Source organism: Sphingomonas psychrolutea, from assembly GCF_014636175.1.
Classification (GTDB): domain Bacteria; phylum Pseudomonadota; class Alphaproteobacteria; order Sphingomonadales; family Sphingomonadaceae; genus Sphingomonas; species Sphingomonas psychrolutea.
The window spans coordinates 45,027-58,162 of the sequence record NZ_BMDW01000010.1; the positions used below are offsets into that span (position 1 = coordinate 45,027).

The 13,136-nt window shown below is 63.2% G+C and carries 12 protein-coding genes; 4 read left to right on the top strand and 8 right to left on the bottom strand.

The genetic code is table 11. The features are described 5' to 3' along the window. Positions 1-125 precede the first annotated feature (125 nt). The 3 genes from IEV62_RS09615 to IEV62_RS09625 all read right to left on the bottom strand — a co-directional run bounded on the left by IEV62_RS09615 (position 126) and on the right by IEV62_RS09625 (position 2,728). A complete protein-coding gene (locus IEV62_RS09615) occupies positions 126-431 on the bottom strand; it encodes a hypothetical protein (RefSeq protein WP_188446888.1) in 306 nt (101 codons plus the stop codon). Positions 432-512: 81 nt separating this feature from the next. After that, on the bottom strand, positions 513-1,433 hold the full coding sequence (gene cysK / locus IEV62_RS09620) for a cysteine synthase A (protein ID WP_188446890.1): 921 nt from the start codon (positions 1,431-1,433) through the stop codon (positions 513-515). Continuing rightward, positions 1,430-2,728 (bottom strand): MFS transporter, encoded by a 1,299-nt coding sequence (locus IEV62_RS09625; RefSeq protein WP_188446891.1) that lies wholly within the window; start codon positions 2,726-2,728, stop codon positions 1,430-1,432. Before IEV62_RS09625 ends, cysK begins: the two co-directional genes overlap by 4 nt. Before the next feature lie 163 nt (positions 2,729-2,891). Here IEV62_RS09625 and pdhA point away from each other — a divergent pair, with 163 nt between their 5' ends. Both pdhA and IEV62_RS09635 read left to right on the top strand, forming a co-directional pair. Beyond that, a complete protein-coding gene (gene pdhA, locus IEV62_RS09630; protein ID WP_188446893.1) occupies positions 2,892-3,950 on the top strand; it encodes a pyruvate dehydrogenase (acetyl-transferring) E1 component subunit alpha in 1,059 nt (352 codons plus the stop codon). Beyond that, the gene (locus tag IEV62_RS09635) at positions 3,950-5,335 is read left to right on the top strand and encodes a pyruvate dehydrogenase complex E1 component subunit beta (RefSeq protein WP_188446895.1); all 1,386 of its coding nucleotides are present in this window, start codon (positions 3,950-3,952) and stop codon (positions 5,333-5,335) included. Before pdhA ends, IEV62_RS09635 begins: the two co-directional genes overlap by 1 nt. 39 nt (positions 5,336-5,374) lie before the next feature. Here the strand turns inward: IEV62_RS09635 and IEV62_RS09640 are convergent, their stop codons facing one another. Genes IEV62_RS09640 through IEV62_RS09650 form a run of 3 tightly spaced genes read right to left on the bottom strand, consistent with a single transcriptional unit; the run spans position 5,375 to position 7,936 of the window. Further along, positions 5,375-6,808, bottom strand: a complete 1,434-nt coding sequence (locus tag IEV62_RS09640) for a TadE/TadG family type IV pilus assembly protein (RefSeq protein WP_188446897.1) — start codon at positions 6,806-6,808, stop codon at positions 5,375-5,377. A gap of 25 nt (positions 6,809-6,833) precedes the next feature. Continuing rightward, entirely contained in the window at positions 6,834-7,379 is a 546-nt protein-coding gene (locus tag IEV62_RS09645) for a TadE/TadG family type IV pilus assembly protein (protein WP_188446899.1), read from the bottom strand. Continuing rightward, complete coding sequence (locus IEV62_RS09650; protein ID WP_188446900.1) at positions 7,376-7,936, bottom strand: TadE/TadG family type IV pilus assembly protein; 561 nt, start codon at positions 7,934-7,936, stop codon at positions 7,376-7,378. The genes IEV62_RS09645 and IEV62_RS09650 overlap by 4 nt, the downstream gene beginning before the upstream one ends. Before the next feature lie 89 nt (positions 7,937-8,025). On the opposite strand from IEV62_RS09650, the gene IEV62_RS09655 reads away from it, so the two are divergent. Further along, positions 8,026-8,694: a squalene/phytoene synthase family protein gene (locus IEV62_RS09655; RefSeq protein ID WP_188446902.1), complete on the top strand. Its 669-nt coding sequence runs from the start codon at positions 8,026-8,028 to the stop codon at positions 8,692-8,694. A 60-nt stretch (positions 8,695-8,754) separates the two neighbouring features. Next, positions 8,755-9,240 (top strand): EF-hand domain-containing protein, encoded by a 486-nt coding sequence (locus tag IEV62_RS09660; protein ID WP_188446904.1) that lies wholly within the window; start codon positions 8,755-8,757, stop codon positions 9,238-9,240. Between the two features lie 32 nt (positions 9,241-9,272). Here IEV62_RS09660 and trmFO read toward each other — a convergent pair whose 3' ends face one another. Continuing rightward, complete coding sequence (gene trmFO, locus IEV62_RS09665) at positions 9,273-10,601, bottom strand: methylenetetrahydrofolate--tRNA-(uracil(54)-C(5))-methyltransferase (FADH(2)-oxidizing) TrmFO (RefSeq protein ID WP_188446906.1); 1,329 nt, start codon at positions 10,599-10,601, stop codon at positions 9,273-9,275. A 137-nt stretch (positions 10,602-10,738) separates the two neighbouring features. Beyond that, the gene (locus tag IEV62_RS09670) at positions 10,739-12,835 is read right to left on the bottom strand and encodes a phosphocholine-specific phospholipase C (RefSeq protein WP_229732993.1); all 2,097 of its coding nucleotides are present in this window, start codon (positions 12,833-12,835) and stop codon (positions 10,739-10,741) included. Positions 12,836-13,136 lie beyond the last annotated feature (301 nt).

Sequence of the window (13,136 nt, forward strand, 5' to 3'; positions counted from 1 at the left end):
TCCGGCAAAGCGCGAGCGCGGGGGGGCGGGGACAAAAACGGCTCCTGACCGGGGTGGCGAGCGCGTTTAGCGCAGTCGTCCCCAAAAGCGAAACGCGATCAGAATTGTTCCGGCAGAGCCACCGCTTATTGCGGCCACATACCCGTCGCTTCGCACAGGTCCCATTGGTCGGCGGTCTTGATATGGCACACCCGGTCGCCCGCCGCACATTGTCCAAACTTGGCGCGGTACTGCTGATAGCACGTCTTCGGAGTCGGTGCCGATGCCACTGCCGGCATCATTTTTGGTGCCGTCGAGGCCTTTGCAACCGCCATCGTCACGCGCGGTGCGACGGCCAGTGGGGGTGCCGCCGTGGGAGCAATGCCCCCACGATGGCCGAAAATGACTGGCCACGCCTGTAACAATGCCAGCATGACGCTGACACAAATCATCGCATTTCGCATAACCCCGTCCCCCAACGGTCCCCCGACCGTTGCGGTGCAAGATAGCGTCAAAATGGACTTAGCGCGACCTTAACTTTCGGGAAGGAAGTCGGGTACGGACAGATACCGTTCCCCGGTATCGTAATTGAAGCCGAGGACGCGCACTCCCTCGGGCAGATCGGGCAATTTTTGCAGAATCGCGGCGAGCGTCGCGCCCGAGCTGATCCCGACGAGCATGCCTTCCTCAGCCGCGGCACGGCGGGCCATATCCTTGGCGATGGCGGCATCGACCTTGATCGCGCCATCGATCGCCTGGGTATGCAGGTTCGCCGGGACGAACCCCGCGCCGATGCCCTGGATCGGATGCGGGCCTGGCGCGCCACCTGAAATGACCGGCGAGGCTGCGGGTTCGACCGCATAGACCTTCAGGTTCGGCCATTCCTTCTTCAACGCCTCGGCAACGCCAGTAATATGGCCGCCGGTTCCGACGCCGGTGATGATCACATCGATCGGCGAATCGCGGAAATCGTTGAGGATCTCGATCGCGGTGGTGCGGACATGCACGTCGATGTTGGCCGGGTTCTCGAACTGCTGCGGCATCCACGCACCGGGCGTCTGCTCGACGAGTTCGAGCGCGCGCTCGATCGCGCCCTTCATGCCCTTTTCGCGCGGCGTCAGATCGAAGGTCGCGCCGTACGCCAGCATCAAGCGGCGGCGCTCGAGGCTCATGCTCTCGGGCATGACGAGCACGAGCTTATAGCCCTTCACCGCCGCGACCATCGCGAGGCCGACGCCGGTATTGCCGCTGGTCGGCTCGATGATCGTGCCGCCGGGTTGCAGATGCCCGTCGCGCTCGGCCGCCTCGATCATCGCTAGCGCGATGCGGTCCTTGATCGATCCACCCGGGTTGGAGCGTTCCGATTTAATCCACACTTCGGCACCTGGAAACAGTTTCTGGATGCGGATGTGCGGGGTGTTGCCGATCGTATCGAGGATCGTGTTGGCTTTCATGGCGTGGCCTCCAGGTCGAGTGTTTGGGCGTCCCGCCGGCTGACGGGGGGATCGAACGTCTTGGCATTCTTCAGGCTGGGAAAGAGATAGGTCCATAGGAGCGTCACGACAATCGCCCCGCCGCCACCGACCAGCACCGCGCCGACCGGACCAAGGGCCGCCGCAAGGAAGCCCGATTCGGCCTCGCCCAGCTCGTTTGAGGCGGAGATCGTCAGTTGCGACACCGCACCGACGCGCCCGCGCATCGCATCGGGCGTGTGGAGCTGGATCAACGAGGAACGAATATAGACCGAGAACATGTCGGCCGCCCCCGCTACGGCGAGCGCGGCCACGCCGATCTGAAAGGCATAAGCGGGCACGATGAGATGCGCGACGCCGAACACGATCGTCGCGCTGCCATAGACCAGCACCGCAATAAGCATGCGCGGCCCGACATTGGTCTTGAGCGGGCGGATCGAAAACAGAATCGCGACGATCGATGCCCCGACGGCGGGCGCGGCGGCAAGCATGCTCAACCCCTGCGGACCGACCTTGAAAATGTCATGCGCGTAGATTGGCAATAACGCGGTGGTGCCCGCGAGAAACACCGCGAACAGATCGAGTGTGATCGCACCGAGCACCAGCTTGTTTTGGCCGACATACGACAGGCCATCGGCAATCTGGCGCAAGGGGTGCGCGGTCGAGCGCGGCGGCTGCGGTACGGGTGGGATCGTCATCAGGCACGCAAACGCGGTGGTAAACAGCCCGACGGCCAACCAATAAGCGCCCGATTGCGCCTGTGCATAGGCAAAGCCGCCGATCGCCGGACCGATGATCGTGCCGACTTGCCACGAGATCGAGCTGAGCGCGATCGCCGTCGGCAGCACTTCGCGCGGGACGAGGTTGGGCGCGAGCGCGCCGAATGCCGGTCCGGCAAAGGCGCGCGCAATGCCGAGCAGCACCGCGACGGTGAAGAGCACCGGCAACGAAATCCAGCCTTGATGCGTCGCGAGCGCCAAAAGAAGCGCGCAGAGCACCTGTAAGGATACCGTTACGCGCGTAATCCATCGGCGGTCGAAGCGGTCGGCTACAAGCCCGGTGATCGGGGTCGTCACGAACAAGGGCAAGAATTGCAGCAGCCCAATCAACCCGAGCTGGGCTGCGGCCCCGGCCGGAGACATGGTGGTGCGCGCGATCGTATAGGTCTGCCACCCGATGACGATGATCATCGCATTCTGCGCGATCGTCATCGTGAAGCGCGCTGCCCAGTACGAGCGGAAGCGCGCGATGCGTAAGGGGTGGGTAGAGTCAGCCATCTGCCAGTGCCTTACGGCCATCGCCGCGCGCGGGGCAATCATCGAAGTGCTTGGGTGGCGGAAACTTCTGCGATGCAACTTCTCGGCCCGGCGATGATTGATAAGCGGGACGCTTCGCGCCTATAGGCGGGGCTTCCTCCCCCGGATATGAGGTTCTCCCGACGTGGCAAAAGCCCCAGCCGTTAAACCCGAAGCCGCTCGAAAGTCGCAGCCGCCAGCGCCGAATCGCGAGCGTCCCGACGAGCCGCAATCCTATGCCGCGTCGAAGGACGAGCTGCTCGCATTCTACAAGCAGATGCTGCTGATCCGGCGCTTCGAGGAAAAGGCGGGGCAGTTGTACGGCCTCGGCCTGATCGGCGGGTTCTGCCATTTGTACATCGGGCAGGAAGCCGTCGCGGTCGGGCTGCAATCGGCGCTGACCGAAAAAGACAGCGTCATCACCGGCTACCGCGACCACGGCCATATGCTGCTGTGCGGGATTCCGCCGCAGGACGTGATGGCCGAGTTGACGGGCCGCGCCGCCGGGATTTCGAAGGGCAAGGGCGGCTCGATGCACATGTTCAGCGTCGAGCATAAATTCTACGGCGGGCACGGCATCGTCGGCGCGCAGGTGTCGCTCGGCACGGGGCTCGCGTTCAGCCACAAATATTCCGAGGATGGCGGCGTCTGCCTAGCTTATTTCGGCGACGGCGCTTCGAACCAGGGCCAGGTGTATGAGAGCTTCAACATGGCGGAGCTATGGAAGCTGCCGATCATCTATGTGATCGAAAACAACCAATATGCGATGGGTACCAGCGTCAATCGCTCCTCCGCCGAGGACCAGTTGTTCCGGCGCGGCGAAAGCTTCCGCATCCCCGGCATCCAAGTCGATGGGATGGACGTGCTGGCATGTCGCGGTGCGGCCGAGGAAGCGCTCGCGTGGGTGCGTGCGGGCAAGGGGCCGATCATCCTCGAGATGAAGACCTATCGCTATCGCGGCCATTCAATGTCCGACCCGGCGAAATACCGGTCGCGCGACGAAGTGCAGGCGGTGCGCGACAAGTCCGACCCGATCGATCACGTCAAGAAACTGCTTGATGCCGAGGGCGTCAACGAGGACGAGCTGAAGAAGATCGAGCAGGAAATCCGCAAGATCGTCAACGAAGCCGCCGACTTTGCCGAACAAACGCCCGAGCCCGATCCGGCGGAGCTTTATACCGACGTGCTGGTGGAAACCTACTGATGCCAATTGAAATCAAGATGCCCGCGCTTTCCCCGACGATGGAGGAAGGCACGCTCGCCAAATGGCTGGTCAAGGAAGGCGATGTCGTCAAATCCGGCGACATCATGGCCGAGATCGAAACCGACAAGGCGACGATGGAATTCGAAGCGGTCGATGAAGGCACGATCGGCAAGATTTTGGTTGCTGAGGGCACCGACAATGTGAAGGTCGGGACGGTCATCGCGACGTTGGATGTGGAGGGTGAGGAATCTTCTCCCCCTCTCCCATCGGGAGAGGGGCAAGCGCCGCAAGGCGCGCGGGGTGAGGGTGATGAACCGCAACCCAAGTCACCCTCACCCCCCGCCGCTAAAGCGGCTCCCCCCTCTCCTGCAGGGAGCGGGGAAGAAATTCCCCCCGGCACCGAAATGGTCAAGATGACGCTCCGCGAGGCTTTGCGCGACGGCATGGCCGAGGAAATGCGGCGCGATCCGCGCGTGTTCGTGATGGGCGAGGAAGTCGCGCAATATCAGGGCGCGTATAAGGTGACGCAGGGGTTGCTCGACGAGTTTGGCGACAAGCGCGTGATCGATACGCCGATCACCGAATATGGCTTTGCCGGGGTCGGCACGGGCGCGGCAATGGGGGGCTTGCGCCCGATCGTCGAGTTCATGACCTTCAACTTCGCGATGCAGGCGATCGACCATATCGTCAATTCTGCGGCGAAGACCAATTACATGTCAGGCGGCCAGATGCGCTGCCCGATCGTGTTCCGCGGCCCCAACGCCGCCGCCAGCCGCGTCGGTGCGCAGCATTCGCAGAATTATGCGCCGTGGTACGCCAGCGTCCCCGGCCTGATCGTCATTGCGCCGTATGACGCCGCCGATGCCAAGGGCTTGCTCAAGGCCGCGATCCGTACCGAAGATCCGGTCGTCTTCCTCGAAAACGAATTGCTGTACGGGCGCACCTTCGAGGTGCCGGTCGGCGATCATGTCCTGCCGATCGGCAAGGCACGGATCATGCGCGAGGGCAGCGACGTGACGATCGTCAGCTATTCGATTGGCGTCGGGCTCGCACTCGAGGCAGCGGAAAAGCTGGCGGGCGAGGGGGTCGATGTCGAAGTGCTCGACCTGCGTACGCTGCGCCCGCTCGATACCGCAGCGGTGCTGGCGAGCCTCAAGAAGACCAATCGCCTGGTCGTCGCCGAGGAAGGCTGGCCGATGTGCTCGATCGCGTCGGAAATTCAGGCGATTTGCATGGAGCAAGGGTTCGACGATCTCGACGCGCCGGTGCTGCGCGTGACCAATGAGGACGTGCCGATGCCCTATGCGGCCAACCTTGAGAAACTGATGCTCGTCACCGCCGACAAGATCGTGGCGGCAGTGAAGCAGGTCGTGCACCGGGGCTGAGGGGATTCGACACCGCGGGGGGTCCGCGGTGTCGTGATCTCAGTTGGTGATATGCGCGTTCGATACCGCCGCGAGGAACAAGCGGTTGAGCGCGGACGATATGTCGTCGTCGGTCGTTACCTTGTACATCAGCCCCGGCGTCGCGCAGGCGGTCAGCGCCGGTTCGACTTGATAGAGATACGGGACGACGTTGGACTGCGACCAGCTGTCGCCGTCCATCGAGCTTTGCAGATATTCGGTATAGAGAATGGCGATCCGGATGCCGCGGGTCTTGACCGTCGTGCACCATGTCGGGTCGAACGCGACTTCAGGGCGCCCGCTCGAGCGCCCCTCATCGCGCATGCCGTCGGTGACGATGAACAGAATTTCCTGCGGCTTATCGCCAAGGACATTCGTGCCGTTGCCGGGGGTCGGCATCAAGAGGTTGACGCGATTGAACGCGTCGCTCGACGCCGTATCGGCATCCGAGTTACAAAAACTCGAAGTCGGGCAATTGTTTTTATAGTATAATGACGTCGAGGCATTGCTGGCCGCCGTGCCGACGCTGGCCAGATCGGTCGTCAGCGACTTCAACGTCTTGAAGCTGTTATTGGCCCGCGAATCGGCAGCGGCGAAGGATACCAGGGCGGCGCGATAATCGGCATTGTTGTTATTGCCGGTGCTCGTCGCGAGCGTCATCATGCCCGAGACGGCGGTCTTGGCTTCGTCCACCCGCAACGGAATGTTGAAGGATTTCGCCACGCCGTAATAATCCGTCAGCTTGTTCGACGCGTCGCGCGCAGTGCTGTCGTTGGTAGAATGGCAGGCGAACGCACACCCGCCGGTCTTGCTGCGCAATTGGGTGATCCCCGCCGAGGTCGAGGGAAAGGACATCGATCCGGACGTGTCGAGCATGACGTAGAAATCGATGTTCGGCGCGACTTTCGCATTGGTTGTCGTGGTGCCGCCGATCGGAATATCGACCATGTTGAGCAAATTGGCAAAGACGTTTTTCGATGTCGCGGCATAGCTCATGGTGATCGAGCGGCTCAGGCCGACCGTATTGGTATCGGTGACCGTGATGCAGAGTGTGCCATCATAGCCTTTCCAGACCGTGCCATTGTCCGATGTACCGACACTGCTCTGAGGGCAGGCAGCGTTGGTCCCGGTGCACGTGCTAAACATCACTCGTTGTACGGTCGTGCCCGAACATTTCGTCAACCCGAGTTGCGAATACCACATGTTGATCGCTGCCGCCGCGGATTCGGCGCGGGTTTTTGAAAGCATCCCCGGCACGACCCCGGACAATGCGGCGGCATCGGTAATGGTATTGAGGCGCGTCTGCGCCCGCGCGGCGGTCGCATAGTCGACGGTCATGCCCGTTGCGAACGCGATCGGCACCAAGGCGAAGCCGAAGATCATCAAAACGTTACCACGGCGGTCCGCGGTCAACCGTCGCAACATCGCCAGCAATCGATTTTGAACAGAAATCATGGTAGATTATCCCGGAGAATACTGATCAATTGTAAGCAACGAATTCAGAATTGCGCGGCGACATATAGATCGTCTGTGTCAGTGGGATCGTACCGATCAACGTCGATGCGAGGCGGGGCGTGTACGTGTAGTTGATTTCACTGAAAATATAGTAAGTGCTCGCCGTTGCCAGGCCCGTTGGCATCGTGACAACGGTACCGTTGGCATAGGCGGTTCCGTTCAGCGCTCTACTCCAGCTGATGGTCGCCCGGCCGGCCGCATCAACCTGTATCTGGCTGATCCGCAATGACGCACTTGACGGTGAATACGGCGCCATCACTTGCTGTGATGCGTTCAAGATTTCGTCGGCCTGCGTCGCGGTCATTGTCGTGTTTTGGGTCGTCAAATCGGCCAGCGTCCGTACGGTGTTCCCCACTTTGCGATAGGCAGAAATAGCGTCCATCAACTGAAACCCGCCGAGGAACAGCAGGACCAGAAACGGGAGCACGAAGGCAAACTCCAGGAGTGCGACGCCGCGCTCCTCGCGGGCGAAGCGGCCAAGCCAGCGCGGTTTCGTGGCGAAGACGATCATGATGTATAGGGCTCCGTCTTGAAAACCGATGTCGCAATGAGCAGCCGCTTGCCGCTCGACATCGTCGACAGATCGAACCCGAGCGGTCCTTTGCTGACGTCCCAGATGTACATGATGCGGGCGACCGTAATCTGGCCCGGGACGCCGGGGCTATACCCCCAAGTATTGTTGATATTGCCATTGCTGTCATAGGTCAGGGTCGGCACGCCGATGTTTGCCGACGAGAAGTTCGATGCGACCTGCACATCGACGATGAGGTTCGAACATTTCATGAAAGCGGGCAGTTTGGTGCAGACCAGCGCCTTGAACTGGGCTTGCGTCATATTGCTGTTTTGCGCGGCACCGGTGAGCAATTGGCGGACCGATTTCTCAGCGGTTGTTTCAAGATTTTGTTGCGCGAAATAGGTGAGACTGGTTTGCAGCACCGCGATCAGCAGCGCCATGAACGGGCCGACGACAAACGCGAACTCGATCAGCGCCGCGCCGCGTTGATCGCTGCGCAGCCGTTTGAACGAATTGGCGAGGCGAAACCTCGCACGGAGAGATGGTATCGACATGCCGTTGCCTCAAACGCTGGCGGTATTTCGCATGAACTGCGTTAAGAATTTGGAAATGTCCGGACCGGATTTTGAGGATAATGCAGGCAATGCGTGACGATGATCCTGAGCGCGCGCTGGCGCTATCCTACGCGCCGTCGTCCTCCCGTGCGGGGCTTTCTGCGCTGTTCGCGCTCGACGCTACGCTCGCGCAGATCCTGCGGACGACGCGCGAGCCGTTGGTCGGCCAAATGCGGCTGACCTGGTGGCACGACGCGCTCTGCGCGCTCGACACTGCGCCGCCGCCGGCGCAACCGGTGTTGCAAGCGCTGGCTGCCGAGGTGCTACCGCATGGGGTGACGGGGACAAGACTGGCGGACATGATCGACGGGTGGGAGGCGTTGCTCGAATCGGACCCGCTGTCCAAGGCGGTGCTGATGGCGCATGCGCAGAAGCGCGGAATCATATTGTTTGAGGCAGCTGGCGCCATTCTTGGTTGCCCGATCGAAGACCGAATTGCTGACGCGGGTGCGGGGTGGGCGCTGGTCGACCTGGCGGCGCATCTGAGCGATCCGGAGATCGCGGCGAGCGCCGGTTCCCTCGCCGCGGCACCGCTCAGTGCGGCGACGGCACAGCGCTGGAGCCGCGCCGGGCGGCCGCTCGGCGCGCTGGCGCATATCGCCCGGATGGATCTGGCGTCCCCGGCGTGTTCAAGCGTCCCGCGTGGCGCACCGAAGCGAGTCGCTCGGCTTGCCTGGCATCGGCTGACCGGCCGATAGGCTTTCGCCGACGCGCCGAGTGCGATAGCGTCGCGCCTTCGATCAGCGTGAGGGCGCGCGATGTGGCGGTATCTGGTGGGCGGTCTGGCGACATTGGCGCTGGTCGCGGCGGGGGTGGTGCTGTTCAATCGCAGTGGCCGATCGGTCGCGGCGCTCCCGTCCGCCCCGCTTGCCTTTGCGCAGAACGCAGCAGACGGCGCGCTGCCCGACAGCGTGCCGCAAGCGAGCGACCGCACCCGCGAGCAAAAGCGCTTCGATCGGTATGACAAGGACCGCAACGGTGCGGTGACGCGTGAGGAATATCTCGCCAACCGGCGGAAAGCTTATGCCAAGCTTGATACCAATCATGACGGCACGCTGTCGTTCGACGAATGGGCGATCAAGGCCGAGACCAAATTCGCGGTCGCCGATGCAGACAAATCGGGCGCGATGAACGCGACCGAATTCGCCACCACCGCGGTGAAGCGCAAGCCGCCAAGGGTGCGGCGCGATTGTCCGCCGGTGGGCGCAGCGAAGGCGGAAGCGTCCGAGGGCGACGATAGTTAGCGATCTCCCCTCCGTTCCCGAGAGGGGAGTGATCACGCCGCCAGCCAAACCCCCAGCGCGGTCCGCGCGCGCTCGGTATACATCTTCTTGCGGTCGGCCTTTTTGGTGCGGCCGGTAATCGGCGGGAACAGGCCGAAATTGACGTTCATCGGCTGATAGGTCTCGGCCACCGCCGCGCCGGTGATGTGGTGGAGCAACGCGCCGAGCGCGGTTTCGACCGGGGGCGGGGTCATCGCAGCACCGCCAAGCTCGGCGGCGGCGAAGCGCCCGGCGAGCAAGCCGATCGCGGCGCTTTCGACATAGCCTTCGCAGCCGGTGATCTGCCCGGCGAAGCGGATGTTGGGGCGCGCCTTCAGCCGCAAGGTCGCATCCAGCAATTCGGGCGAGCGGATGAAGGTGTTGCGGTGCAGCCCGCCGAGCCTTGCGAACTCGGCATTCTGCAGGCCGGGAATGGTACGGAACAGGCGGACTTGCTCGGCATGTTTCAGCTTGGTCTGGAAGCCGACGATGTTCCACAGCGTGCCGCTCGCATTGTCCTGCCGCAATTGCACCACGGCATAGGGCCAGCGCCCGGTGCGCGGATCATCCAGCCCAACGGGCTTCATCGGGCCATAGCGCAGCGTATCGACCCCGCGCGCGGCGGCGACTTCGATCGGCATACAGCCCTCGAAATAAGGGACGTCCTCCCACTCCTTAAACTCGGTCTTTTCGCCCTCCATCAAACCGGTGTGGAAGGCGAGATATTCGTCCCGTGTCATCGGGCAGTTAATGTAATCCTTGGTATCGCCCTTGTCCCAGCGCGACGCCATCCAGGCCACATCCATGTCGATGCTGTCATGGTGGACGATCGGCGCGATCGCGTCGAAGAAGGCGAGCGCGTCCTTGCCGGTTGCGCCGCCGATCTGATCGGCGAGGGCGGGGGCGGTGAGCGGGCCGGTCGCCACGATCACCGGGCCGCTGTCGGGCAGGGTGTCGACGCGTTCGCGGACGATCTCGATGTTCGGATGCGCGGTCAGCGCGGCGGTGACGCCCGCTGAAAAGCCATCGCGGTCCACCGCCAGCGCCGAGCCGGCCGGGACCTTGTGGATATCCGCCTCGCGCAGGATCAGCGAGCCCAATGTGCGCATTTCCTGATGGATCAGCCCGACGGCATTGCTGTCTGCATCGTCCGAGCGGAAGCTGTTCGAGCAAACGAGTTCGGCGAGGCCGTCGGTCTGGTGCGCCGGGGTCATCTCGCCCCCCTTATCGACAGGGGCGCCGCGCATTTCGGAGAGCTTTACGCGGAACCCCGCCTCGGCGAGTTGCCAGGCGGCTTCCGACCCGGCGAGGCCGCCGCCGATGATGTGGATTTGGTGTGTCATGCCCAGGGCTGTAGCGGGGGTGGGTCGGGGTGGCAAAGGTCGATCGGGCCCCGAGGTCGGCGTAAAGTCGCGAAGGTCGCACCATCCGCGCCGTTTCCGGGCCGGCAGTGACCGCCGGTCCCGCTCCAAGCCGCCCTTTAGGCTGACGACGCCAGCCGAAGCGGCCCCGCCCCGCCCGCCGCGGGATCCGAATAGGAAGCCTTGCCATCTTCGATACAACCCGCCGTCCGCCACGACTGGCCGCCTGCAGTGAACTCCCGGTCGTACCACCCATGGCTGTTGGAGAGATCGAGCGGAATGCTGCGCGTTGCACCAGCCGCTAGAACGATCGAAGCAGGCGCAACGCCATAGGCTAGATCGGTCATCGCGATCGACAGCGCGGCGTTGGTAAGATTCTCACACCGCAGCGCAGGAAGGGCAGCGCCGCGGGCCACGATGCTGATCGAAAAAACATCGCTCCGCCCGCGCAAGCGGCGATGAAAGCCGTTGGGACCCACAACGAACAGGTCCGCAACCGCGCCCGCGGTCGGCAGGGGGTGCGCCAGGACTTGCCCGGCCCCGACCGTATAGCGCGCCGGAACATCCTCCAGTCGCGTCACGTCATAGACGTGGAAGACCGCAGCCCGCCGCGCCGCATGGTTGGCGAAGACCAAGGTGCTGCGGTCGCCCGCGACGCGCAACCGCGCATCGAGATCGTACGGGGTCGCCCGCCGCCGCCGGATCCCGGTTTCCTGAACGGGCGTGACTGTCTCGACCGGCAGCGGCGGCTGGCTCTCCTTCAACTGCGCCACACGCGCGGACAAAGCGGCGGTCCCCGGCAACGTCGTCATGAAATCCACCGTGTCGGGCGCGCTGAAATCAAAGCAGGAAGTCAAGTCGCCGCAGACCGCGCGCCGCCACGCGCTGATATTGGGCTCCTGAACACCGAAGCGCGCTTCAAGGAAACGCAAGATACTGGTGTGGTCGAACACTTCCGACGCGACATGGCCGCCCTTGCTCCAGGGCGAGATCACAAAGAGCGGCACGCGCGGGCCAAGGCCGTAAGGCCGGTCGAGATAGGCCGCGTCCTCGGGCTTTTGGCTGTGGATGTGATATTCGTCATCCGCCGGTATGGTCGTCGCGCCGACCATCCGCCCCGCCACGCGTGCAGGGGGAGCCGGCGGCGGGACATGGTCGAACAAGCCGTCATTCTCGTCGAAATTGAGCAGCAGCACGGTGCGGGCCCACACGTCAGGATTGGCAGTGAGCGCATCGAGCACGCGCGCGGTATAGTCCCCGCCCTGCAACGGGGTGGAGACGCTCGGATGCTCCGACATCGCTTCGGGCGCGATGATCCACGAAACCTGCGGCAAGCGCTTACCAAGCACGTCGGCGCGCAAATCGTCCAGCGTGCGCGTCGTCATCGTCCGGTGCGCGAGCAGACCCGCCGCCGCGCCTTGCTCCTGGCGATAGCGCTGAAAGCCGACCAGCGGGTTGTCGGTGAAATTGTCGGCCATGTCCTGATAGATTTGGAAGCCGATCCCTGCTGCCATCAACCGCTCGGGATAGGTCGTCCAGCGATAGCCACCGTGGTGCAGCGGATCAGAACCGATGCTGTCATAGCCATTGTCGATCGCCGGGCCATTGGCCTTGCCCGCGGGATCGTGCGTCCCGGTCCAGATATAGAGCCGGTTGGGGTTGGTGCACAGGTGGATCGCGCTGTGATAGGCGTCGCACAGCGTGAAGGCCTCGGCGAGCGCATATTGGAACGGCAGATCCTCGCGCGTAAAATGCGCCATCGCGTGATTGTGCTTGTGCTGAGGCCATGCGCCCATCCGGCCATTGTCCCACGCGGCCTGACTGTCGGTGAAGCCATGCGGCGTGCCGGGCGGACGATAGCGGCGAAAATCGACCGACGTATCGAGCCGAAACGGCGCGATGAAGGCCGGGTCTGCGCCGGGATGTTCGTTGGGCTGCAGCAAAACCGTGCGCCCCGGCGCGCCTGCGAGCGGCGGGGCGGGAATGGCGAAACGGTCGCCAAAGCCGCGCACGCCGCGCATCGTGCCGAAATAATGATCGAACGAGCGGTTCTCCTGCGTGAGAATCACGACATGCTCGACGTCCTGAATCGTGCCGGTGCGGCGATGGGCCGAAATTTCCAGGGCACGGGCAATCGCCGGGGTAAAGCCCGCCGCCGCCCCCGCGGTTGCCATCATCGCGCGGATGAAACTGCGTCGATCCTGCATCGTCACCATCGTCATGCTCCTGATCGACCTGTCACCAACCCGACGCGGGCGTCGCCACGATTAAACGGGCGAAACAAGCCTCTTAATATGACACAGGTCTAGACCATCGATATGGCGTTTGCGTGACGCCGAAAATGCGCCCGATCCGCTACCAGCGGCACGTGCTCGCCGGGGACGCCCGCAGACCACGCACTCGGCGTTTCGGCCGGCGTTTGGGCAGAAAAGTTCGATCGCGGATCATTTTATCCGCGATTGTCACAGAGCTGACGCGAGATTCTGCGCAAGGGCGTCTGGTTCATACCAGATGCGG